Origin of the sequence: Bacillus sp. PS196 (genome assembly GCF_037963555.1) — a bacterium.
In the GTDB taxonomy this organism is placed as follows: domain Bacteria; phylum Bacillota; class Bacilli; order Bacillales; family Bacillaceae; genus Bacillus; species Bacillus subtilis.
Genome location: NZ_CP150159.1, coordinates 2,462,305 through 2,485,183, shown reverse-complemented (window position 1 = coordinate 2,485,183; position 22,879 = coordinate 2,462,305). Strand labels below are relative to the sequence as shown.

Below are 22,879 nucleotides of genomic sequence, written 5' to 3'. Positions count from 1 at the left end.
CTTTTCCGATGTCTTTCTACATTCCATACCACCTGAAAATGCTCATAAAACATGTGTTGAAGCGGCAGACTGGTTTAGTGACGCGGTTATTGGGCAATTAAAGAATAAAGAACAAAAGTTTGGAGGATCTTGACATGAAGGCACATACAGGAAAGGATTGGTTTTGGTACCAAATGGGGCCTCAAGAAAGAAGTAAGGCAAGAGATCTAATCCATTTTTCTCACTGGCCTCAGTGTGAAAAGTGGTTTGAAAATAACCATCACGTTAATTTTTTGCGAGTAGATACAACTGAAACGGAAAATGAAGCGGTATTTGGGTCGATTGTTTATGATCAGGGGCTTGGTGAAGAAAAAGATCATACTGTTTTTCACTTTTATATCACCAGACAATATTTTTTTACAATCAATTTTGATTTTTCGATTTTGAGAGAGATTAAAGGAAAAGAAGTTGTCCGGCAAATGGAAAGAGCGGACAATGCGATAGAGGGGTTTTTAATTCTTCTCGGCGAACTAATGAATGCGTATTTAATCGGTGTTGATGAATTTGAAGTAAAGCTGAGAAAGCTTAGATGGCAGATTAAAGACGACAATAGCAAAAGCATTTTAAACCGTGTCCATCTCCTGCGCCATGAACTGATGATTTGGAAAAATTTGATACTAAGCGCTAAAAAAATTGAAATGGCGTTGAAAGAAACCTTTTTACCTCAAAATGAAGAGAAAAAGGATTATCAGCGGACACAACTGAAGATTGACAGGGGATTTACATACATCAGCGAATTTGAAGGGGAGCTTAACAATCTGCTGCATTCAGAGGAAGTCATTACCTCACATAGGGGGAATGAAATTGTAAAAGCGCTGACCATTTTCACGACGCTTTTTACGCCGATTACAGCTCTTGGGGCCTTATGGGGGATGAACTTTTCAGTGATGCCGGAACTGAATTGGAAATACGGATATCTCTTTTCTCTCTTATTGATTGTCACATCTACAGTTCTGATCTATCTCTATTTGAGGAAAAAAGGCTGGACGGGAGATATGCTGCAGGAGCGGAAGAAGAAAAAGAAACCTCGAAAAAGGCGGACTCTATAGGATGTTTCATATTTTGTACAGCGTGCCCCGTTTTTTCACCAGTCATATCAGGGTGACCGGATACGATGTCAAGGCGCTTATGGCAGAGCATCAAATCCGCCGTTTACCGATTCTTGAATATGGCCAAATTGCCGGTATTGTTGCATTAGGCGACCTTTCCGTTGAGAAAGATACTGGTCAAAAAGCGAAAACAGCATAATGAAAATGGAATCTAGCAGGCATGGTGACCATGTCTGCTTTTTTATTTATAGGGAAAATTATAATGACAGGGGTACATTCAGTTGAAAGTCTTTTTCTTGCCAGAAAGAAGGGATTTTTCAGCATATAACGTCTCACAAAATCACGTTTTCCCTGTTTGATTACCGCTCCTTCTTTTTCTACAATACGCATTGAAAGGAGAGGGAATCAAATTGGATTCAATAGAAAAGGTAAGCAAAAACTTGATTGAAGAAGCATATCTAACAAAGGCTTCTGATATTCACATTGTGCCGAGGGAGCGGGACGCTATCATTCATTTTCGGGTCGATCATGCCTTGCTGAAAAAAAGGGACATGAAAAAAGAAGAGTGCGTAAGGCTGATTTCACATTTTAAATTTCTTTCAGCAATGGATATAGGTGAAAGGCGAAAGCCGCAAAACGGTTCGCTTACGTTAAAGCTGAAAGAGGGAAATGTTCATTTAAGAATGTCAACGCTGCCCACAATTAATGAAGAAAGCCTCGTGATCAGAGTGATGCCCCAATACAATATCCCTTCGATTGATAAATTGTCGCTATTTCCGAAGACAGGAGCCACATTACTCTCGTTTTTAAAACATTCCCATGGCATGCTCATTTTTACCGGGCCAACTGGTTCAGGGAAGACTACCACACTATACTCTCTCGTTCAATATGCAAAAAAACACTTTAATCGAAATATTGTCACATTAGAGGACCCTGTTGAAACAAGGGACGAAGATGTTCTTCAGGTTCAGGTGAATGAAAAAGCCGGTGTAACTTATTCCGCAGGTCTGAAAGCAATTTTGCGCCATGACCCCGATATGATTATTTTAGGTGAGATCAGAGACGCGGAAACAGCTGAAATTGCGGTGCGGGCAGCGATGACGGGACATCTGGTACTAACGAGCCTTCATACGAGAGACGCAAAGGGCGCAATTTACAGACTGCTTGAATTCGGTATCAATATGAATGAAATTGAACAGACTGTCATTGCAATAGCGGCTCAGCGCTTGGTTGATTTGGCTTGCCCGTTTTGTGAAAACGGATGTTCATCAGTGTATTGTCGCCAGTCACGAAATACCAGGAGAGCTAGCGTTTATGAGCTTCTATACGGGAAAAATCTTCAGCAATGTATCCAGGAGGCAAAAGGAAATCATGCAAATTACCAATATCAAACGCTTCGTCAAATTATCAGAAAAGGAATTGCGCTCGGCTATTTAACGACAAACAACTATGACCGGTGGGTTTATCATGAAAAAGATTAGAAAAGTCTGGTTGTTAAAGGATCAAGCCAGGTTATTAAAGAGGCTCGGTGAAATGACTGCGGGCGGATATACACTTCTGGATGGATTACGCCTGATGGAACTTCAGATGAATAAGAGGCAGGCGGCTGACTTGACTGATTCGGTCACTTGTTTGAGGGAAGGGGCTCCGTTTTATCAAGTACTAAAGAGTTTGTCATTTCATAAGGAAGCCGTAGGTATTTGTTATTTTGCTGAAACACATGGTGAACTGCCTGCTTCAATGATCCAGAGCGGAGAGCTGCTGGAACGAAAAATTGCACAGGCAGACCAGCTGAAAAGAGTGCTGCGCTATCCGCTTTTCCTCATCTTTACGGTCGCTGTCATGTTTTATATGTTACAGTCCATCATCATTCCTCAGTTTTCCGGTATCTATCAATCGATCAATATGGAAACCTCACGTTCAACCGATATGCTTTTTGCTTTTTTTCAGCATATTGATCTTGTGATCATTTTGCTTGTTCTTTTTACAGCAGGTATCGGGATTTATTATTGGCTTGTGTTTAAGAAAAAATCACCTGCCCGGCAAATGCTGATTTGTATCAGGATTCCTTTGGTTGGAAAGCTTGTCAAGCTGTTTAACAGCTACTTTTTTTCTTTGCAGCTAAGCAGCCTTTTAAAATCAGGCCTCTCAATTTATGACAGCCTTAATGCATTTAAACATCAAACGTTTCTCCCTTTCTACCGCTGCGAGGCTGAACAATTGATTGAACGGCTAAAAGCCGGTGAGTCAATTGAATCCGCTATTTGTGGAAGCCCTTTTTATGAAACTGATTTATCAAAAGTCATATCTCACGGCCAGCTGAGCGGCCGATTGGATCGGGAGCTTTTCACATACAGCCAATTCATATTACAGCGGCTGGAACACAAAGCGCAAAAATGGACAGGCATCCTTCAGCCAATGATTTATGGAATTGTTGCAGCGATGATCTTACTTGTGTATTTATCTATGCTTGTGCCTATGTATCAGATGATGAATCAAATGTGAAAGGAAGAGGCTGATGAATGAGAAAGGATTTACACTTGTTGAAATGTTAATCGTGCTCTTTATTATTTCGATTTTGCTTTTAATTACGATACCGAACGTCACGAAACATAATCAAACCATTCAAAAAAAGGGCTGTGAAGGCTTACAAAACATGGTTAAGGCACAAATGACTGCATTTGAGCTTGATCATGAAGGACAAACTCCGAGCCTTGCCGATTTACAGTCAGAGGGCTATGTGAAAAAGGATGCTGTCTGTCCAAATGGTAAGCGCATTATCATCACCGGCGGAGAAGTTAAGGTTGAACATTAAATTAAACGAGGAGAAGGGGTTTACCCTTTTAGAAAGTTTGCTTGTGTTAAGCCTTGCCTCTATCCTCCTGCTTGCCGTCTTCACCACACTTCCTCCTGCTTATGACAATACAGCTGTCCGACAGGCAGCAAGGCAGCTGAAAAATGATATTATGCTCACACAGCAGACTGCTATTTCCCGTCAACAAAGAACAAAAATTCTCTTTCATAAAAAAGAATATCAATTAGTCATTGGTGATACGGTCATTGAACGTCCGTATGCAACGGGACTTTCTATAGAACTGCTGACATTAAAAGACCGTTTGGAATTTAATGAGAAAGGGCACCCGAATGCAGGCGGAAAAATACGAGTAATAGGCCATGACGCTTATGACATAACAGTTTATCTAGGGAGCGGGAGAGTCAATGTGGAGAGAAAATAAAGGTTTTTCTACAATAGAAACAATGTCTGCGCTAAGCCTGTGGCTGTTTGTGCTGCTGACAGTCGTCCCCTTGTGGGACAAGCTGATGTCTGATGAAAAAATGGCGGAATCACGAGAAATTGGCTATCAGATGATGAATGAGAGCATTAGCAAATATGTCATGAGTGGTGAAGGAGCCGCGTCAAAAACGATTACAAAGAACAATCATATCTATGCAATGAAGTGGGAGGAGGAGGGCGAATATCAAAACGTATGTATCAAAGCCGCAGCTTATAAAGAAAAATCATTTTGCCTCAGCATCCTGCAGACAGAATGGCTACACCCTTCTTAACGTATTATTTTCGCTCTCAGTCTTTTTGCTCATATCAGGATCGTTAGCTGCGATTTTCCATCTGTTTTTGTCTCGACAGCAGGAACATGACGGTTTCACACAGCAAGAATGGATGATTTCGATAGAACAGATGATGAATGAATGCAAGGAATCACAGGCAGTTAAGACAGCCGAGCATGGGAGCGTGTTAATCTGCACCAATCTTTCCGGACAAGACATCCGTTTTGACATTTATCATTCAATGATAAGAAAAAGAGTGGATGGCAAAGGGCATGTTCCGATTTTAGATCATATTACTGCCATGAAAGCTGATATTGAAAATGGTGTTGTTTTGCTGAAAATTGAGAGTGAGGACCAAAAAGTGTATCAAACTGCTTTTCCAGTCTATTCGTATTTAGGAGGGAGGTGAATGTATCGTACAAGAGGGTTTATTTATCCAGCTGTTCTTTTTGTGTCAGCGCTTGTGCTGTTAATCGTGAACTTTGCTGCTGCTCAATATATTTCACGCTGCATGTTTGAGAAGGAAACAAAAGAGTTATACATAGGAGAGAATTTGCTTCAAAATGGGGTGCTTCTTTCGATTCGGCATGTTCTAGAGGAACGGAAAGGCCAGGAGGGTACGCAGCAATTTCCATATGGACGGGTTTCTTATTACATTCATGATACATCGATAAAAGAACAAAAAGAAATCAACTTAAGAGTGTCAACGGAGTCGGGAACAGAAAGAACTGCACAGATCGTGTTTGATCAAAAACAGAAAAAACTGCTGAGATGGACAGAATAAAACAGTGTAAAGGGTATAAAAAAAGTCATGTGAGACAACACTTCATAATAATTGAATGATGAGGTGATCACGTGAAAACGAATGACTATGTTAAATATATGACGCAGCAATTTGTCAAATATATAGATACTCCGAGAGATGAGCGAAAAGAACGAAAAGAGGTGCGGAAAGAAACAAAAACGCCTGTTTCCCAGCAGTTGTTCGGTATTTTACCCTATGGCTTCAGACTTTGGCTGAAACGGAAAAAATAACCGCAAATAAACGAATAAGGTCCTTCAAAAAATGGAGGACCTTATTGATATTCTTCTAATATGGCGATTTTATTGACCTTTTGGCTATAAGGATCAAATGAAATCGTCACAAAAACGCCGAATTCTTTTGACCCTTCCCTCAGAGTTAAATGGTATTGCTTCACTGCTTCATCTTTTCTTTTACGGTCCCATACTTTTTGTTTGAACAGTACCTGTGCAAGCGGGTACCTTTTTTTTGCTTCTTTTACAGCAATCTCTTCCCATTTGGACATGTGGCGGGCGGTTACAAGCGGTGTTTCTTCTGCGTGAGCGGCTGTGGTGCCAAAGACGAGAAGAGATAGACAAATCACACATTGTTTGATCATCATGCTGTCACCCTTTCTTTGTTTATTATTACCAAATAATAATGGGATATGCATTTAAATTCTCACATAACAATCCCAAAAATTTCAAAAAAATTGAAAAAATGAGCAATACTGAGCAAGACTTTGTAATATGATGAAAACATTCTTTTAAACGAACGAAATGAGCGATTTCGGTGTTTTTAAATCTATAAATCGTTGATTATACTCTATTTGTGTAGTTCTTTAAAGAGAACGATTGTCATATCAAGTTACAGTGTTTTACAGGAGGTAAGATATGTTTCGATTGTTTCACAATCAGCAAAAGGCGAAGACGAAACTGAAAGTTCTGCTTATCTTTCAGCTTTCAGTCATTTTCAGTCTGACTGCCGCAATATGCTTACAATTTTCCGATGATACAAGCGCTGCTTTTCATGATATTGAAACATTTGATGTCTCACTTCAAACGTGTAAAGACTTTCAGCATACAGATAAAAACTGCCATTATGATAAACGCTGGGATCAAAGTGATTTGCACATATCAGATCAAACGGATACGAAAGGCACTGTATGCTCACCTTTCGCCTTATTTGCTGTGCTCGAAAATACAGGTGAGAAACTTAAGAAATCAAAGTGGAAGTGGGAGCTTCATAAGCTTGAAAATGCCCGCAAACCGTTAAAGGATGGGAACGTGATCGAAAAAGGATTTGTCTCCAATCAAATTGGCGATTCACTTTATAAAATTGAGACGAAGAAAAAAATGAAACCCGGCATTTATGCATTTAAAGTATATAAACCGGCAGGCTACCCGGCAAACGGCATTACATTTGAGTGGTCGGAGCCTATGAGGCTTGCAAAATGCGATGAAAAACCGACAGTCCCTAAAAAAGAAACAAAGCCGGACGTCAAAAAGGAGAATGAAACAACACAAAAGGATATACAGGAAAAAACAATGAAAGAAGAAACATCTCAAGAAGCTGTAACCAAAGAAAAAGAAACTCAATCAGACCAGAAGGAAAGCGGGGAAGAGGATGAAAAAAGCAATGAAGCTGATCAGTAATATTTTATACGTGATCATCTTTACTCTTATTATTGTGCTGACACTTGTCGTGATTTCAACACGTTCATCCGGGGGAGAGCCGGCAGTGTTTGGGTATACGCTGAAATCAGTTCTGTCAGGTTCGATGGAGCCGGAGTTCAATACAGGTTCCTTAATATTGGTCAAAGAAACCACTGATGTGAAAGAGCTCCAAAAAGGTGACGTTATTACATTTATGCAGGATGCAAATACGGCGGTCACCCACAGAATTGTTGACATAACAAAGCAAGGAGACCATTTGTTATTTAAAACAAAAGGTGATAATAATGCAGCCGCTGATTCAGCGCCTGTATCGGACGAAAATGTTCGCGCGCAATACACAGGTTTTCAGCTTCCATATGCCGGCTATATGCTTCATTTTGCCAGCCAGCCGATTGGAACGGCTGTATTATTGATTGTTCCCGGCGTGATGCTGTTAGTGTACGCTTTTGTGACGATCAGCAGCGCCATTAGAGAAATTGAAAGAAAGACAAAAGCCTTGGAAACAGATACAAAGGACAGCACCATGTCTACTTAACTTCAGTTGTAAACCTGGCAACAGGTTTCGATATAAAATCATTCAATAAAAGGGGAGTTTACCATGGGTATGAAAAAGAAATTGAGTTTAGGAGTTGCTTCTGCAGCACTAGGATTAGCTTTAGTTGGAGGAGGAACATGGGCAGCATTTAACGACATTAAATCAAAGGATGCTACTTTTGCATCAGGTACGCTTGATTTATCTGCTAAAGAGAATTCAGCGAGTGTGAACTTATCAAATCTAAAGCCGGGAGATAAGTTGACAAAGGATTTCCAATTTGAAAATAACGGATCACTTGCGATCAAAGAAGTTTTAATGGCGCTTAATTATGGAGATTTTAAAGCAAACGGCGGCAGCAATACATCTCCAGAAGATTTCCTCAGCCAGTTTGAAGTGACATTGTTGACAGTTGGAAAAGAGGGCGGCAATGGTTACCCGAAAAACATTATTTTAGATGATGCGAACCTTAAAGACTTGTATTTGATGTCTGCTAAAAATGATGTAGCGGCTACTGAAAAAATCAAAAAACAAATTGACCCTAAATTCTTACATGCAAGCGGTAAAGTCAATGTAGCAACAATTGACGGTAAAACCGCTCCTGAATATGATGGTGTTCCAAAAACACCAACTGACTTCGATCAGGTTCAAATGGAAATCCAATTCAAAGATGATAAAACAAAAGATGAAAACGGGCTTATGGTTCAAAATAAATATCAAGGCAACTCCATTAAGCTTCAATTCTCGTTCGAAGCTACACAGTGGAACGGCTTGACAATCAAAAAGGACCATACTGATAAAGACGGTTATGTGAAAGAAAATGAAAAAGCGCACAGCGAGGATAAAAATTAATAACAGCAATAAAAAGAGACGGCCTAGTATTCATATACTGGGCCGTCTCGATGGTTATTGACAAAAGAGGAGTTAGTGCCTCTGCTCAGGCACTACTCCTCTTTTTGGGATTTTCTCCATTTTTGATAATCTAAAAATTCACGAAATTGTTTTTTCGATACCCCGGATGTCATCGCATCGCGAACCAATTTCTCCCATTCACTATCTAATTGACCATCGTATTCGGTTTCATGTTTCTCATCGAGCAAAGTATGAACCGAGACGTCCAGAACAGCGGAGACTTTTTCGAGAAATTGAATGGAGGGGTTCGTTTGTAGATTTCGTTCTATTGAGCTTAAATAAGACTTCGCTACCCCAGCTTTTTCAGCTAGTTCTGATAGTGAGTAGCCTTTTTCTTTACGGTATTGTTTAATACGCTGGCCAATCAATGTCATCACCTTCCTTGTGATATTATAGCACATTCAGAAAGGATTTACGGTATGACTTCTGGCTGCCGGACCAGGATGAGCAGACTTTTTGTTTAAAAGTAAATATTTTCGTATTTCTTCCGGGCTGATATTTGCCTCTTTGGCTTCCACCATTAATTCAACCCATTCTTGATCCAATTCAAAGTGCTCTTGTTTTGCATTCTTCATGCAGTTTCTCCTCCTAAAATACTTGTTTATGTATTTCAGCCAGTCCGGCCATGACTCATTGTATGCTTCATTAGTCTCTGGAAGTCATTTGCCATTAAATCACCAGAATTTTTTTCCAATATACCTTTATTATAATCGTATTTTCTCAAAAAAAACGAGAATGATGTCGAATAGTAAAAAAGTTAGCTTGAAATATTATTTTGCAGATAAAACAATCCGCCATTTTCAATTTCAACTGATATCTTTGGTTGATACAAGGTTTTCAGCGCCTGTTTTTCTAGATGGTATTCTTCTGGTTTTTCTTCTATATGCTCGTAAAACTTATCAAGCAATGTCATATCATTCTTCCACCTGTTAACCGCCTGTTCCGCCCAGTCGGACGGCTCCTGCATAGCGGATTTGGAAATATAGTTTTCCATACGCTTAAGTCCGCTTTCTGGTTTGATCATAGGTGAAATGGTGAAGCAATAGTCACATATTTGAGACGTCAGTGAAAACTGGGTCAGCTTGCTTTGAAAATCTTCAATTATCGTTCCAGAGACTAGGTGAAGACCTAGTGACAATAACTTATCCTTTTTCATGTCGGACTGGTATGAAATCGTGACATTTATACCAAGCCAAGGCTGAAGTGGGACTTTAGCTCCGGCTGATTCAATTTTCTCATACATTCTGGTAAATCTCCCATTTTGTTTAACAGCTTTAAATATTTGAAAAAGACGCGGGGCCCCAAAATATATAAATTCACCATCTAGGTCTTTTGGCGCATTTTCTTTATCTGTAATAAAAGTGATTTTCATTGGATTCGGATCACCGCCTGTCTTCTCGCGCCAATGCCAGTAGAAAGGGCGGTTCATGATTTGTTTGTCCATTTCAACTGTAAGCTGCACTGTCATATAGCCTAAGCCTTGATCGACGATTTGGCAGCTGTTTGCTTGAAAAAAACGCAGCAGAAAATCGTGAACCTCTTGCTGTCTCACTAATAAAACCTCCTTACAGGCTAAGATCCTCTTTTTTCAGCAGGCAGCTGTTTTTTATAAGACAAAAATGAGGTTAAGTTATCCATTTTTATTTTCATTTCTTCTTCTGTTGCTGAGTGATACAAAATGTCATGAAGGTGCTCTTCAAAATTGTTCACTTGAATTTTCGTTAAAATATCATCAAGTTCACCGACCACTTTTTCAAACAAATGAATTTTTTCATATAAAAGCTTTAGAATATGCTCTTCCACCGTATGTTTTGTCGCCATGTTATAAATATGCACGTCACGCTCCTGCCCGAGTCTGTGAATTCTTCCGATTCTTTGCTCAAGCCGCATCGGGTTCCATGGCAGGTCATAGTTGATCATGTGATTGCAAAATTGCAGGTTAATTCCCTCACCGCCTGCTTCAGTTGCAATAAGGACTTGGATTTTTCCGCGGAAAAGATCCTTCATCCAGTCTTTTTTTCCACGTTTAAATCCGCCTCTAAACGGCACAGAACTGATGCCGTTTTGCTGAAGAAACCACTGCAGATAAATCTGGGTTGCACGGTATTCTGTAAAAATGATGACCTTATCGTCGATCTTTTTGATCAAATCAACAACTTGAAGCGCTTTAGAGTTTTGTGTCACTTGATTGATGCGATCTATTAAAACTGAAATCGTATCCTCATCAATGGCAGGTGCTTGTTTCTCTTTTTGATCAAGCATCTTTTTCAGCGTCATATACACCGCTTCTCTGCTCGAACAGCATTCTCTTTGCAAGGTCATAATCGAGAACATGCTGGCTGGTTTATTGATACTTTCCTTCAAACGAGAAATTTCATCATAAAGCGCCTGCTCTGATGGAGAAAATTCAATCGGCACTGTTTCAACATGGCGCTGTTTCCAATTCAGCCCGGTATCATGCCGCCTGTTACGGATCATGACTTTATTCACAAGATCTTTTAAATGTTCATGCGCTTCTAAACTGGATTTCTTCTTGGCGAACTCCTCCTGAAAGTGATTCTGACTGCCTAAATGGCCGGGTTTTAATAAGGACACCAAATTGAAAATCTCTTCGATACGGTTCTGGATTGGCGTCGCGGTAAGAAGCAGGCAATATTTTTTTACGAGATTCCGGACAAATTCATAGTTCTTCGTTTTGCTATTTTTCAGTTTGTGTGCCTCATCAATAATGACAAGATCATATGGGATTGACAGAACGATTTCGCGATGGGGCGAGCGCTTCGCGGTGTCTATTGATGAGACGACAATATCGCATTGCTCCCACACATAGCTTTTCTTTTGTTCAACAGCCGGAATCAAAAATTTTTCCTGAAGCTCTTTGACCCATTGTGACACAAGGGAAGCGGGCACAAGGATCAAAATTTTTTTTGCTAACCCGCGAATCATATATTCTTTTAGAATCAGTCCAGCTTCAACCGTTTTCCCGAGACCAACCTCGTCTGCTAAAATCGCTTTGCCGTTCATTTTTTCAACCACTTTTTGCGCCACCTCAAGCTGGTGGGGGAGCGGCGTAAAGGAAGGCAGATATAAAGGAGCCCGTAAACCTTCAAACTCTGGAATTGCTAATGTTTTCTGGATTTCTGCAGAGAGCTTGTACAGTTCCCAGTTTGCCCAAGGGCCATCGTTTTTCAGTCTTTCAGCAAATTCTTCAGGCCATTTTGCATCGTAGATCATTTCTGTATTCATTGCTTTGAAACCGCCTTTCTTATTCTTCGATTCTTAAGATGAATAATATAAGAAAAATCTGCCCAAATTGCTGTTGCCCAGCATATAGTGATGATGGTAGGATATGAGTATGTATTTGATGTAAGATATTGCTATAGTATGTCCATAACAGCATGAAAATATGAGCGAATGACAGCAAGGGGAGAGACCTGACCGAAAACCTCGGGATACAGGCGCCGAAGGAGCAAACTGCGGAGTGAATCTCTCAGGCAAAAGAACTCTTGCTCGACGCAACTCTGGAGAGTGTTTGTGCGGATGCGCAAACCACCAAAGGGGACGTCTTTGCGTATGCAAAGTAAACTTTCAGGTGCCAGGACAGAGAACCTTCATTTTACATGAGGTGTTTCTCTGTCCTTTTTTGTATGTTTTTAGCTGCGCCGTTGATAAAGGGGAGGAATTAGATGCTGAACAGAACGCCGTTATTTGACCTGTATAAGGAATATGGAGGAAAAACGATTGATTTTGGAGGCTGGGAGCTTCCTGTTCAATTTTCTTCTATAAAAAAAGAACACGAGGCTGTCCGAACTGCAGCCGGTTTGTTTGATGTATCTCATATGGGAGAAGTCGAAGTGTCAGGGAACGACAGTCTGTCTTTTTTGCAAAGATTGATGACAAATGATGTTTCCGCATTAACGCCAGGCCGTGCTCAATATACAGCGATGTGTTACCCGGATGGCGGAACCGTCGATGATTTGCTTATCTATCAAAAAGGAGAGAACCGCTATCTGCTTGTCATTAATGCTTCTAATATAGATAAAGACTTGGCTTGGATGAAAGAACATGCAGCAGGTGATGTACAGATTGACAATCAGTCAGACCAAATCGCGCTCTTGGCTGTACAGGGACCGAAAGCAGAAGCGGTCTTAAAAAATCTGACAGATGCGGATGTGTCTGCATTAAAGCCGTTTGCGTTTATTGATGAAGCCGATATCAGCGGCCGCAAAGCACTTATTTCACGCACTGGCTATACGGGAGAAGACGGGTATGAAATTTACTGCCGCAGTGATGATGCTATGCATATTTGGAAAAAAATCATCGATGCAGGGGATGCATACGGATTGATTCCATGCGGTCTCGGTGCACGTGATACACTCCGGTTTGAAGCGAAGCTCCCGCTCTACGGTCAGGAGCTGACCCGGGATATTACACCGATTGAAGCAGGTATAGGCTTTGCTGTAAAGCACAAAAAGGAGTCTGACTTTTTTGGTAAGTCAGTATTGAGTGAACAAAAAGAAAACGGAGCGAAGCGCAAACTTGTCGGTCTCGAAATGATTGAAAAAGGGATACCGCGGCACGGATATGAGGTTTTCCAAAATGGCAAGTCTGTCGGAAAGGTGACAACCGGCACGCAGTCACCGACATTAGGAAAAAACGTCGGCCTTGCCTTAATTGATTCGGAAACGAGTGAGATCGGGACTGTTGTAGATGTAGAGATACGCAAAAAATTAGTGAAAGCAAAGGTTGTCAAAACACCATTTTATAAACGCTAATATTTTTTCTTGGAGAGAGGAGACAACACATGAAGCACCGTTATTTGCCCGCAACAGAAAAGGATAAACAGGAGATGCTTGCTACTATCGGCGTAAGCAGCATCGATGATTTATTTGCTGATATACCGGAAAACGTCAAATATAAAAAAGAGTATCAAATCAAAAAAGCGAAATCAGAAACAGAATTAACAAGAGAACTGACAAAGCTGGCCTCTAAAAATCGTGATACCGTACAATACGCTTCTTTCTTAGGAGCGGGTGTATATGACCACTATCAGCCTGTCATTGTGGATCATGTCATTTCACGCTCTGAGTTTTATACCGCATATACGCCTTATCAGCCAGAGATTTCACAAGGAGAGCTCCAGGCTATTTTTGAATTCCAAACGATGATCTGTGAACTGACAGGCATGGATATCGCCAACTCCTCGATGTATGACTGCGGAACAGCCTTGGCAGAAGCAGCAATGCTTGCTTCAGGCCACACGAAAAAGAAAAAAATTGTTGTGTCAAAAACCGTGCATCCTGAATCGCGAGAGGTGCTGAAAACGTACGCAAAAGGTCAGTATATTGATGTTGTTGAAGTACCCGCTGCGGATGGCGTTACGGATCTTGATGCATTGCGTCAAACCGTTTGCGAGAACACAGCCGCAGTGATCGTTCAATACCCGAATTTTTTCGGCCGGATCGAGCCGCTAAAGGATATTGAGCCTATCGCTCATCAAGGGAAATCCATGTTTATTGTTTCAGCCAACCCGCTGGCGCTTGGTCTTCTCACTCCGCCGGGCAAGTTTCAGTCTGATATCGTCGTCGGTGATGCGCAGCCTTTCGGCATTCCTTCAGCATACGGCGGCCCGCATTGCGGCTTTTTTGCCGTTACTAAAAAATTAATGAGAAAGGTGCCGGGCCGTCTCGTCGGACAAACGGAAGACGAAAACGGAAAAAGAGGCTTTGTGCTTACCCTGCAAGCCAGGGAGCAGCATATCCGCCGGGATAAAGCAACATCAAATATATGCTCGAACCAAGCTTTAAATGCGCTGGCAGCATCAGTGGCCATGACTGCTCTCGGAAAAAACGGCGTAAAAGATATAGCCCGCCAAAATCTCTTAAAAGCCAACTATGCAAAGCAAGAAGCAAAAAAAGCAGGCCTTACCGTTATGTTTGATGGGCCGATGTTTAATGAATTTGTCATCAAACTGGATGAGCCGGTGAGAGCTGTGAACAAGCGTTTGCTGGCAAAAGGCATGATTGGCGGATATGATCTTGGGTTGACGTATCCGGAGCTGGACTGCCATATGCTGATTGCTGTAACGGAGCTGAGAACAAAAGAAGAAATTGACGCACTCATTCAGGAATTGGGGGATCGCCATGAGTAATCAGGACCAGGCACTTATTTTTGAACTTTCAAGAGAAGGCCGAATCGGCTACAGTCTGCCGGAGCTCGATGTACCGGAAATCGAATTGGAGGACCTCTTGTCAGACACCTATATTCGTGACGAAGACGCAGCGCTGCCGGAGGTTTCAGAGCTGGACATCATGCGCCATTATACAGCGCTGTCCAAACGCAATCACGGGGTGGATTCCGGTTTTTATCCTCTCGGTTCTTGCACGATGAAATACAATCCGAAAATCAATGAAAAAATCGCGCGTATACCTGGTTTTGCTGCGATTCATCCCCTTCAGGATGAAGACACGGTGCAAGGCGCATTAGAGCTTTTATATGATTTAAGCAAGCACCTTGAAGAAATAACGGGAATGGATGAGGTTACGCTTCAGCCTGCTGCCGGAGCGCACGGCGAATGGACGGGGCTGATGATGATCCGTGCCTATCATGAAGCTCGCGGGGATTTCAAGCGGACGAAGGTCATTGTCCCTGATTCCGCGCATGGGACGAATCCTGCATCAGCGACAGTAGCAGGCTTTGAAACCGTTACGGTGAAATCGAATGAAAAAGGGCTTGTTGATTTAGAGGATTTAAAAAGAGCAGTGAATGAAGAAACTGCAGCGCTTATGCTGACGAATCCGAACACGCTCGGCTTGTTTGAGGAGCAGATTACAGAGATGGCGGAAATTGTACACCAAGCGGGGGGGAAACTGTATTATGACGGCGCTAATTTAAATGCCGTTTTAAGCAAGGCGAGACCTGGTGATATGGGATTTGACGTGGTGCACCTCAACCTGCATAAAACATTCACAGGCCCTCATGGCGGCGGAGGCCCGGGCTCAGGCCCTGTCGGCGTAAAACAAGATCTGATTCCTTATTTGCCAAAGCCAGTTTTAGTCAAAAAAGAAGGGCGCTTTACGTTTGATTATGACCGCCCTCATGCGATCGGCCGTGTGAAGCCGTATTACGGCAACTTTGGCATTAATGTGAGAGCGTATACGTATATTCGCTCCATGGGGCCTGACGGATTAAAGGCTGTTACTGAGAACGCAGTGTTAAACGCCAACTATATGATGAGAAAACTCGCGCCTTATTACGATCTTCCATTTGACCGCCATTGCAAGCATGAATTTGTATTATCAGGGAAGCGGCAGAAAAAGCTGGGAGTGCGTACGCTTGATATTGCAAAACGGCTGCTTGATTTCGGCTATCATCCGCCGACGATTTATTTCCCGCTTAATGTTGAAGAATGCATCATGATCGAGCCGACAGAGACCGAATCAAAGGAAACACTGGACGCGTTTATTGATGCTATGATTCAAATCGCAAAAGAAGCGGAGGAGAATCCGGAGCTTGTTCAGGAGGCCCCGCATACAACGATTGTAAAAAGAATGGATGAAACAAAAGCGGCGAGACACCCGGTGCTCAGATACGAGGCAGAAGAAAGATAAATAAAAACAGCTGTCTACCAGACAGCTGTTTGCTTTATTTCTTCGCTTTAATCTTTCCGCCCCATTTTTTAAAGCCGCCTTTTAGGTTGTAAATCTCAGTGCAGCCGTTTTTGCGCAGGGTTTGTGCCGCGCGTCCGCTGCGGACACTGTTTTGGCAGTACAGGTAAACAGGCTTGTCCGTACGGATCTCATTTTTTCTCTGTTTCAGCTGGGAAAGCGGGATGTTGCGGGCGCCTAAAATATGTCCGCCCTCAAACTCATTTGGCTCACGAACATCAATAAGCTGCGCTTTGCGGTAACCCGCGCGGAATTCTTCTTCGGTAAGTGTTTTCATAATTCGCTGCTGATAGACATATGAAGCAATCATATAGATGATAAATGCAGCAAAAATAATCAAAACGATCATATTAGACAATGTGATTCTACTCCTTTAGCATATAAAATCAAAACCCTGCTTCATAAAACAAGGTCATAGAGCCGTTTTCGACAAATACTATTATAGTAAAGCACAGCGTGATTGTCATCTATAATGGAACTAAAATATTTTTCATTTTCCCGACAGTTTGATAAACTGATTCTATTAAAACGGTAAGGAAGGTCTTAAAATGCAAAAAGAAACTTGGCGGTTTATAGACTCAGGCAATGCAAGTCCTGCATTCAATATGGCGCTTGATGAAGCGCTTTTATATTGGCACAGCGAAAAGAAAATCCCCCCGGTTATCCGTTTTTACGGCTGGAATCCGGCGACACTTTCTGTAGGGTATTTTCAAAATATTAAAAAGGAAATCAATTTTGAAGCAGTACATAAATATAATCTCGGATTCGTCAGACGCCCGACCGGCGGGAGAGGTGTGCTGCACGATCAGGAACTGACATACAGCGTAATTGTTTCGGAAGAGCACCCCGAGATGCCGGCAACTGTTACTGAGGCTTACCGGGTTATTTCAGAAGGCATACTTCAAGGCTTTAGAAATCTCGGTCTGGACGCTTACTTTGCCATCCCGAGAACTGAAAAAGAAAAAGAAAGCTTAAAAAATCCGCGGTCATCTGTTTGTTTTGACGCGCCTTCATGGTATGAGCTAGTGGTTGAGGGGCGCAAGGTGGCGGGAAGCGCGCAAACGAGACAAAAAGGCGTGATTCTTCAGCATGGCTCCATTCTGCTTGATTTGGATGAGGATAAGCTGTTCGATCTGTTCTTATATCCGAGTGAAAGAGTAAGAGAACGGATGCAGCGCAATTTCAAAAATAAAGCGGTTGCCATTAATGAACTCACTGAAAAGCTGGTGACGATGGATGAGGCTCGTAAAGCCTTTAAAGAAGGATTTGAAACAGGTCTTAACATTCATTTGGAGCCATATGAACTTTCTCAGGAAGAGCTTGATTTTGTTCATCACTTGGCTGAAACAAAGTACGCTTCAGATGAATGGAATTATAAGCGGTAAACAGGGCTTTTGACCCGCGGAGCATCCTTGTTTTTTCAAGTTCATTAGTGTAAACTTGTAATGGTTTATAAAGTTAAGGTGCTTTTTGGGAGGGTTTCGATGACAACACCAAGTATGGAAGATTATATTGAACAGATTTATATGCTGATTGAAGAAAAAGGATATGCACGAGTTTCCGATATCGCGGAAGCATTGGCAGTCCATCCCTCCTCTGTAACAAAAATGGTTCAAAAACTAGATAAAGACGAATATTTAATTTATGAAAAATATCGCGGTCTCGTGTTAACGTCTAAAGGGAAAAAAATAGGCAAACGGCTGGTATACAGACATGAATTGCTTGAGCAGTTTTTAAGAATCATTGGTGTTGATGAAGAGAAAATATATAACGATGTCGAAGGAATCGAACATCATTTAAGCTGGAACAGTATTGATCGCATCGGGGATCTTGTACAATATTTTGAAGAAGATGATGCCCGTAAAAAAGATCTGAAATCAATCCAAAAGAAAACAGAACATCATAATCAGTAAAAAGGCGGTCTCGAAGGAGGCCGTCTTTTTTGATACGCTGACGCCACCCGTCATTCGTTGGTCTATTTCTTCGCGTGTTTTCTTAAAATGGTAATAAACGATCGGATGGAGGGGGAGGGAATGAGATGTATATTGACGGTGTGTTTTCCGGCGGAGGAGTAAAAGGCATTGCGCTCGCAGGCGCTTATGAAGTGCTTGAGGAAAAAGGCTTCCGCTTTAAAAGAGTTGCGGGTACAAGCGCCGGCGCCATTATTGCCGCTTTCATTGCGTCAGGTTACACCAGTAAGGAAATCCACGCTTTAATTGAAGAAGTGGACGGAGAGAAATTGCTGGATCAGAGGTACTCATTTCTCCCCTTAAAGATGCTCCAGTGGGTGTCCATCTACTGGCGTCTTGGATTATACAAAGGCGATACGATAGAAAAATGGATTGCTGATCTGTTAAGAGCGAAAGGCATAAGGGTTTTCGGCGATTTGCAAAAAGGGTCTCTGCGCCTTATTGCTTCTGATCTGACAAACGGCACCATGATTGTTTTGCCGGACGATTTGGCCCGTTACGGGTTAAATCCCGATATGTTCCCGGTTGCCAGAGCGGTCAGAATGAGCTGCAGCATTCCGTATTTTTTTGAACCGATAAAATTAAAAACGGACACAGGCACCGCCACGGTTGTCGACGGAGGTGTGTTAAGCAATTTCCCCATCTGGCTGTTTTCAAAGGAAAGAAAGCGCCCTGTGATCGGTGTGACGCTTGCGCCGCGTGAAAGAGAGCGTCCGAAAAAAAATATCCGCAACGCTTTTGAACTGTTCGGCGCCCTGTTTGAAACGATGAAGGATGCCCATGACGCAAGGCACATTGCATCACGCTATGAACAAAATATCATTTTTCTCCCGGTTGATGGCGTAATGGCAACTGATTTTCATTTAACACAACAAAAAAAACTAGCCCTGATTGAGCTAGGTAAAAGACGGACAGAGCTGTTTTTAAAGCAGTGGACCTATTAAAAAAGCGCTCTGTTTTTCTTTTTATTTTTTTTCCCTTCTATAACAGTCAGCTGAGTCTGGCTTTTTTTCTTGAGAATCATCGGCTTAGGCTTGCTGGCGCTCGGAACGCTTCGCAGGTGGCTGACACGTCCCTTATGTCCGGCGCGGTGTTTTGCTTTTTGTTCTTTCATCCGGCGCCGCGATTGTTTCGCCGCTTTTTTGAAGGCTGCTCCTTCGCTGCCCGCATTTCGATTCATTACATATTTCACAATAAAATAAATAATGATACCTGCCACGATGACGGTTACCGCCATTTTTGCCATTTCACCGGGATTGGTTACCAGCACATAGAGGAAACCGAACGCTCCCAGCGCAATTAATACAGCAATAATAGGTTGTACACGATGATTCATAACTGTCCACCTCCGAAAGTAATAGCAGGGCAACGGATTTTAGATGACGTTGTGAGAAGGCTTCTGATTTTGCTCAGACAATGCTTCGAGTCTGAGAAGTTCGTTAAAGCTTTCGATGGCAACTTCAACCTGATCATCCTTAGGTTCCTTTGTGGTTAACAGCTGAAGCCAAAGACCCGGGTACCCAAGTAATTTCAGACCGGGAATGTCACGCACTTTGTTTGTCAGCTGCAGAACTTCAAAGGATATACCAAGCACGACCGGTATCAGTGCGACACGATCTATTACACGCAGCCAAAGCGGATCTGTCGGAACAAGTAAATAAACAAACATGCCGACAATAATCGTAAATAAAATAAAGCTTGATCCGCAGCGGTAATGAAGCCGAGATTGGTTTTGGACATTCTCCACAGTAATTGGCAAATTCTGTTCATAACAGTTTATGACTTTATGTTCGGCTCCATGATATTGAAACACTCTTTTAATGAGCGGTGTCATGGACAAAAAATAGATGTAACCGAGCAGCAAAATCAACTTAAACAGGCTTTCAACCGCGATTTGCGCTGTGTCCGAGGAAAAAATCGGCCTTGTCAGTTCAGCTAAGAAAACTGGAACCAATGTAAATACGAATTTACTGAACAAAAATGATAGGACGCCTATAACTGCGAGGCTGAGATACATAGACAGCCCGGAGGATTTTTTTTCTTCCTGCTCAAGTGTCTCGTCTTCAGATGGATCGAGCCCGTAACGTTCGCTTGAAAAATTCAGATGCTTTGTGCCGTTTGCACTCGCTTCGATAATGGCCGCGATCCCCCGTAAAAATGGGATCTTTTTCACGATGTTCAGTTTCGGGTTGTGTTTGCGTGGAAGCTTAAAAAAGTCAATGCTTCCATCCGTTCTTTTGATGGCTGTAACGTAATGATGCTTTCCGCCAAACATAACGCCTTCCACAACAGCCTGCCCGCCGTAAGCGGGCGGAACTTTATGTTTTGACATATTATCAACCTGCCTATTTCTTTAGGATTGCTAACCATTTCCTTTCACTCTATTGTACAGGAAACAGCGCTAAACCTCTAGATTGACAGGCTGAAAAAATTGTCATAGCCTTGCTTTTTCTACATGCATTATACCCGTTATTTTCAAATTTTACTCGCAGCTGCCAAAAAGTGTGAGCTTTTTTATTGACATTTCATTTTTTGGGCACACTTTAACTGGAGGTGCCATGATGACAAGCGAAAAAGATACAGAACAAAATGAAGAATTGAATGAGAAGCAAAAGCCGCCTGTTTCAATGGCCGGCAGGGTGGCGGCAACAGGTTTTTGCGGAGGCATACTTTGGAGTTTCGTTGCTTATATCGCATATTTGTTTCATTTTTCCGAAATCAGCCCGAATATGATATTGCAGCCGTTTGTACTCGGAGAGTGGAAAAAACATGGGCTGGGAACGGTAATCAGCATCATTTTGATTGGAGTAATTTCAATTGGCGCAGCATTTCTTTATTTTCTTCTATTGAAACGTTTAAAAACAATGTGGCCGGGTATTTTATACGGCTTGGTGCTTTGGCTGCTCGTGTTTTTTGTTTTTAATCCGATTTTTCCAGATGTGCGCACGGTGACCGAACTGACATCAGATACAATTATTACGACCATTTGCATTTATTTGCTTTACGGGCTGTTTGTCGGGTATTCCATTTCATTTGAATACAATGAGCTGAATTCGGAAAAGCTTGCACGTGCGCTGGGAATGCATAGAGAATAGTGTATAATCCTTTTCCAGTATGATAAAATGTTCACGAGAAGTGAACATTTTTTACATGAGAAACCCTCGCGAAAAGGAGAGATTATGTGCCTCATTTTTTGATTTTGAACGGACCGAATGTTAACCGGCTTGGGAGTCGTGAGCCTGAAGTATTCGGCCGCCAGACACTGACCGATATTGAAACAGATCTTTTTCAGTTTGCTGAAGCCTTACATATCCAGCTCACTTTCTTCCAGTCTAATCACGAAGGTGATTTGATAGATGCGATACATGAGGCTGAGGAGCAATACAGCGGGATTGTTCTGAACCCCGGCGCCCTGAGTCATTACAGCTATGCGATCAGGGATGCTGTTTCAAGCATCAGTCTTCCTGTGGTAGAGGTGCATTTATCAAACTTATACGCCAGGGAAGAATTCAGGCATCAGTCGGTTATCGCTCCTGTTGCGAAAGGGCAGATTGTCGGTCTTGGAGCTGAAGGCTACAAGCTTGCTGTTCGCTACTTATTAAGCCAGCAAGGGGGAGAATCAAGATGAAGCTAGAGAAATTAAGAAACCTGTTTGGACAGCTGGGAATTGACGGCATGCTGATTACAAGCAACACGAATGTACGCTATATGACAGGGTTTACAGGTTCGGCGGGTTTGGCTGTTATATCGGGTGACAAAGCAGCGTTTATTACGGATTTTCGTTATACTGAGCAGGCGAAGGTTCAGGTAAAGGGTTTTGAGATCATTGAACATGGCGGCAGCTTGATTCAGACCACTGCCGACACTGTTGAATCGTTTGGCATCAAGCGTCTCGGCTTTGAACAGAACAGCATGACATATGGCACTTACGCTTCATACAGCGCCGTTATCAGTGATGCCGAATTAGTGCCTGTGGCTGAATCCGTGGAAAAGTTGCGCTTGATTAAGTCTAGTGAAGAGATTAAGATATTAGAGGAAGCTGCGAGGATTGCAGATGATGCCTTCAGACATATCTTGACGTTTATGAAACCCGGCATTTCTGAAATCGCTGTTGCCAATGAGCTGGAGTTTTATATGAGAAGCCAGGGAGCAGACAGCTCTTCTTTTGATATGATTGTCGCCTCAGGCCTTCGTTCAAGCCTTCCGCACGGTGTGGCCAGTGACAAACTGATTGAAAGCGGAGACCTTGTTACGCTTGATTTTGGCGCTTATTATAAAGGATATTGTTCTGATATTACCCGGACGGTCGCTGTAGGTCAGCCCAGTGATCAATTGAAGGAGATCTATCAGGTTGTATTTGATGCTCAGGCGCTTGGCGTCGCACATATTAAGCCGGGAATGACAGGAAAAGAGGCTGACGCCCTCACAAGGGATCATATTGCTGCAAAAGGCTACGGTGACTATTTCGGCCATTCAACCGGGCACGGGCTCGGCATGGAAGTTCATGAATCGCCGGGATTATCCGTCAGATCTTCAGCTATCCTTGAACCGGGTATGGTGGTCACAGTGGAGCCGGGCATTTACATACCAGAAACAGGCGGTGTCCGCATTGAAGATGACATCGTGATTACAGAAAACGGCAACCGGACAATCACCCATTCCCCAAAAGAACTTATTATTTTGTGA

General features: G+C 42.3%; 30 protein-coding genes and 1 riboswitch. Of the genes, 22 read left to right on the top strand and 8 right to left on the bottom strand.

Annotated elements, in window-relative coordinates; all coding sequences use genetic code 11:
• The first annotated feature begins 134 nt into the window (after positions 1–134).
• The 10 genes from corA (at position 135) to NST79_RS12840 (ending at position 5,690) form a co-directional block, all read left to right on the top strand.
• Entirely contained in the window at positions 135–1,088 is a 954-nt protein-coding gene (gene corA / locus NST79_RS12885; protein ID WP_015483432.1) for a magnesium transporter CorA, read from the top strand.
• Position 1,089: 1 nt separating this feature from the next.
• Complete coding sequence (locus NST79_RS12880) at positions 1,090–1,287, top strand: CBS domain-containing protein (protein ID WP_014480259.1); 198 nt, start codon at positions 1,090–1,092, stop codon at positions 1,285–1,287.
• Positions 1,288–1,498: 211 nt separating this feature from the next.
• Positions 1,499–2,569 (top strand): competence protein ComGA, encoded by a 1,071-nt coding sequence (gene comGA, locus NST79_RS12875; protein WP_004399124.1) that lies wholly within the window; start codon positions 1,499–1,501, stop codon positions 2,567–2,569.
• Positions 2,556–3,593, top strand: a complete 1,038-nt coding sequence (gene comGB, locus NST79_RS12870; RefSeq protein ID WP_212058897.1) for a comG operon protein ComGB — start codon at positions 2,556–2,558, stop codon at positions 3,591–3,593. Before comGA ends, comGB begins: the two co-directional genes overlap by 14 nt.
• Positions 3,594–3,606: 13 nt before the next feature.
• On the top strand, positions 3,607–3,903 hold the full coding sequence (gene comGC, locus NST79_RS12865) for a comG operon protein ComGC (protein WP_003230162.1): 297 nt from the start codon (positions 3,607–3,609) through the stop codon (positions 3,901–3,903).
• Positions 3,893–4,324: a competence type IV pilus minor pilin ComGD gene (gene comGD, locus NST79_RS12860; RefSeq protein WP_212058895.1), complete on the top strand. Its 432-nt coding sequence runs from the start codon at positions 3,893–3,895 to the stop codon at positions 4,322–4,324. Before comGC ends, comGD begins: the two co-directional genes overlap by 11 nt.
• Complete coding sequence (gene comGE, locus NST79_RS12855; protein WP_080529537.1) at positions 4,308–4,655, top strand: ComG operon protein 5; 348 nt, start codon at positions 4,308–4,310, stop codon at positions 4,653–4,655. The genes comGD and comGE overlap by 17 nt, the downstream gene beginning before the upstream one ends.
• 25 nt (positions 4,656–4,680) lie before the next feature.
• Entirely contained in the window at positions 4,681–5,064 is a 384-nt protein-coding gene (gene comGF, locus NST79_RS12850; protein ID WP_080529536.1) for a ComG operon protein ComGF, read from the top strand.
• Positions 5,065–5,439: a ComG operon protein ComGG gene (gene comGG / locus NST79_RS12845; RefSeq protein WP_014480253.1), complete on the top strand. Its 375-nt coding sequence runs from the start codon at positions 5,065–5,067 to the stop codon at positions 5,437–5,439.
• A gap of 71 nt (positions 5,440–5,510) precedes the next feature.
• Positions 5,511–5,690, top strand: a complete 180-nt coding sequence (locus NST79_RS12840; protein WP_029726723.1) for a YqzE family protein — start codon at positions 5,511–5,513, stop codon at positions 5,688–5,690.
• Between the two features lie 41 nt (positions 5,691–5,731).
• On the opposite strand, the gene NST79_RS12835 is transcribed toward NST79_RS12840, so the two are convergent.
• Positions 5,732–6,058: a YqzG/YhdC family protein gene (locus NST79_RS12835; protein WP_003246051.1), complete on the bottom strand. Its 327-nt coding sequence runs from the start codon at positions 6,056–6,058 to the stop codon at positions 5,732–5,734.
• A gap of 271 nt (positions 6,059–6,329) precedes the next feature.
• On the opposite strand from NST79_RS12835, the gene tapA reads away from it, so the two are divergent.
• From tapA to tasA, 3 genes are all read left to right on the top strand, one after another.
• Positions 6,330–7,091 carry an amyloid fiber anchoring/assembly protein TapA gene (gene tapA, locus NST79_RS12830; protein WP_212058893.1) on the top strand — a complete coding sequence of 254 codons (762 nt, stop codon included), beginning with the start codon at positions 6,330–6,332 and terminating at the stop codon, positions 7,089–7,091.
• A complete protein-coding gene (locus NST79_RS12825; protein WP_192858455.1) occupies positions 7,075–7,647 on the top strand; it encodes a signal peptidase I in 573 nt (190 codons plus the stop codon). Before tapA ends, NST79_RS12825 begins: the two co-directional genes overlap by 17 nt.
• Before the next feature lie 63 nt (positions 7,648–7,710).
• On the top strand, positions 7,711–8,496 hold the full coding sequence (gene tasA / locus NST79_RS12820; protein WP_212058891.1) for a TasA family protein: 786 nt from the start codon (positions 7,711–7,713) through the stop codon (positions 8,494–8,496).
• 92 nt (positions 8,497–8,588) lie between these two features.
• On the opposite strand, the gene sinR is transcribed toward tasA, so the two are convergent.
• The 4 genes from sinR to NST79_RS12800 all read right to left on the bottom strand — a co-directional run bounded on the left by sinR (position 8,589) and on the right by NST79_RS12800 (position 11,802).
• On the bottom strand, positions 8,589–8,924 hold the full coding sequence (gene sinR, locus NST79_RS12815; protein WP_003226345.1) for a transcriptional regulator SinR: 336 nt from the start codon (positions 8,922–8,924) through the stop codon (positions 8,589–8,591).
• A gap of 33 nt (positions 8,925–8,957) precedes the next feature.
• Positions 8,958–9,131, bottom strand: a complete 174-nt coding sequence (locus tag NST79_RS12810) for an anti-repressor SinI family protein (protein ID WP_003230187.1) — start codon at positions 9,129–9,131, stop codon at positions 8,958–8,960.
• A 182-nt stretch (positions 9,132–9,313) separates the two neighbouring features.
• Positions 9,314–10,108, bottom strand: a complete 795-nt coding sequence (locus NST79_RS12805) for a YqhG family protein (RefSeq protein ID WP_003230200.1) — start codon at positions 10,106–10,108, stop codon at positions 9,314–9,316.
• 20 nt (positions 10,109–10,128) lie between these two features.
• Positions 10,129–11,802 (bottom strand): SNF2-related protein, encoded by a 1,674-nt coding sequence (locus tag NST79_RS12800; protein WP_085186487.1) that lies wholly within the window; start codon positions 11,800–11,802, stop codon positions 10,129–10,131.
• A 168-nt stretch (positions 11,803–11,970) separates the two neighbouring features.
• Positions 11,971–12,072: riboswitch (glycine riboswitch) on the top strand.
• A 170-nt stretch (positions 12,073–12,242) separates the two neighbouring features.
• Here NST79_RS12800 and gcvT point away from each other — a divergent pair.
• The 3 genes from gcvT to gcvPB are packed head-to-tail and all read left to right on the top strand — an operon-like array spanning position 12,243 to position 16,166.
• The gene (gene gcvT / locus NST79_RS12795; protein ID WP_212058882.1) at positions 12,243–13,331 is read left to right on the top strand and encodes a glycine cleavage system aminomethyltransferase GcvT; all 1,089 of its coding nucleotides are present in this window, start codon (positions 12,243–12,245) and stop codon (positions 13,329–13,331) included.
• Between the two features lie 29 nt (positions 13,332–13,360).
• The gene (gcvPA, locus tag NST79_RS12790) at positions 13,361–14,707 is read left to right on the top strand and encodes an aminomethyl-transferring glycine dehydrogenase subunit GcvPA (RefSeq protein ID WP_212058880.1); all 1,347 of its coding nucleotides are present in this window, start codon (positions 13,361–13,363) and stop codon (positions 14,705–14,707) included.
• On the top strand, positions 14,700–16,166 hold the full coding sequence (gene gcvPB, locus NST79_RS12785) for an aminomethyl-transferring glycine dehydrogenase subunit GcvPB (RefSeq protein WP_101169537.1): 1,467 nt from the start codon (positions 14,700–14,702) through the stop codon (positions 16,164–16,166). The genes gcvPA and gcvPB overlap by 8 nt, the downstream gene beginning before the upstream one ends.
• Before the next feature lie 34 nt (positions 16,167–16,200).
• Here the strand turns inward: gcvPB and NST79_RS12780 are convergent, their stop codons facing one another.
• On the bottom strand, positions 16,201–16,581 hold the full coding sequence (locus NST79_RS12780; RefSeq protein ID WP_004398485.1) for a rhodanese-like domain-containing protein: 381 nt from the start codon (positions 16,579–16,581) through the stop codon (positions 16,201–16,203).
• Positions 16,582–16,771: 190 nt separating this feature from the next.
• Between NST79_RS12780 and lipM the strand changes: the two genes are divergently transcribed.
• The 3 genes from lipM (at position 16,772) to NST79_RS12765 (ending at position 19,137) form a co-directional block, all read left to right on the top strand.
• Positions 16,772–17,608, top strand: a complete 837-nt coding sequence (gene lipM, locus NST79_RS12775; RefSeq protein ID WP_212058878.1) for a biotin/lipoate A/B protein ligase family protein — start codon at positions 16,772–16,774, stop codon at positions 17,606–17,608.
• Positions 17,609–17,707: 99 nt separating this feature from the next.
• Positions 17,708–18,136: a transcriptional regulator MntR gene (gene mntR / locus NST79_RS12770; RefSeq protein ID WP_003236923.1), complete on the top strand. Its 429-nt coding sequence runs from the start codon at positions 17,708–17,710 to the stop codon at positions 18,134–18,136.
• A 125-nt stretch (positions 18,137–18,261) separates the two neighbouring features.
• Positions 18,262–19,137 (top strand): patatin-like phospholipase family protein, encoded by an 876-nt coding sequence (locus tag NST79_RS12765; protein ID WP_014480243.1) that lies wholly within the window; start codon positions 18,262–18,264, stop codon positions 19,135–19,137.
• On the opposite strand, the gene NST79_RS12760 is transcribed toward NST79_RS12765, so the two are convergent.
• On the bottom strand, positions 19,134–19,529 hold the full coding sequence (locus NST79_RS12760; protein WP_003226367.1) for an SA1362 family protein: 396 nt from the start codon (positions 19,527–19,529) through the stop codon (positions 19,134–19,136). The two genes, NST79_RS12765 and NST79_RS12760, sit on opposite strands and share 4 nt — an antisense overlap.
• Positions 19,530–19,568: 39 nt before the next feature.
• Positions 19,569–20,525 (bottom strand): DUF1385 domain-containing protein, encoded by a 957-nt coding sequence (locus tag NST79_RS12755; RefSeq protein WP_048655107.1) that lies wholly within the window; start codon positions 20,523–20,525, stop codon positions 19,569–19,571.
• A 226-nt stretch (positions 20,526–20,751) separates the two neighbouring features.
• Here NST79_RS12755 and NST79_RS12750 point away from each other — a divergent pair, with 226 nt between their 5' ends.
• From NST79_RS12750 to papA, 3 genes are all read left to right on the top strand, one after another.
• Positions 20,752–21,288, top strand: coding sequence for a YqhR family membrane protein (locus NST79_RS12750; RefSeq protein ID WP_080348110.1), 537 nt, complete (start codon positions 20,752–20,754; stop codon positions 21,286–21,288).
• An 86-nt stretch (positions 21,289–21,374) separates the two neighbouring features.
• Positions 21,375–21,821 (top strand): type II 3-dehydroquinate dehydratase, encoded by a 447-nt coding sequence (gene aroQ / locus NST79_RS12745; protein ID WP_003230223.1) that lies wholly within the window; start codon positions 21,375–21,377, stop codon positions 21,819–21,821.
• Positions 21,818–22,879 carry a Xaa-Pro peptidase family protein gene (papA, locus tag NST79_RS12740; RefSeq protein WP_212058876.1) on the top strand — a complete coding sequence of 354 codons (1,062 nt, stop codon included), beginning with the start codon at positions 21,818–21,820 and terminating at the stop codon, positions 22,877–22,879. The genes aroQ and papA overlap by 4 nt, the downstream gene beginning before the upstream one ends.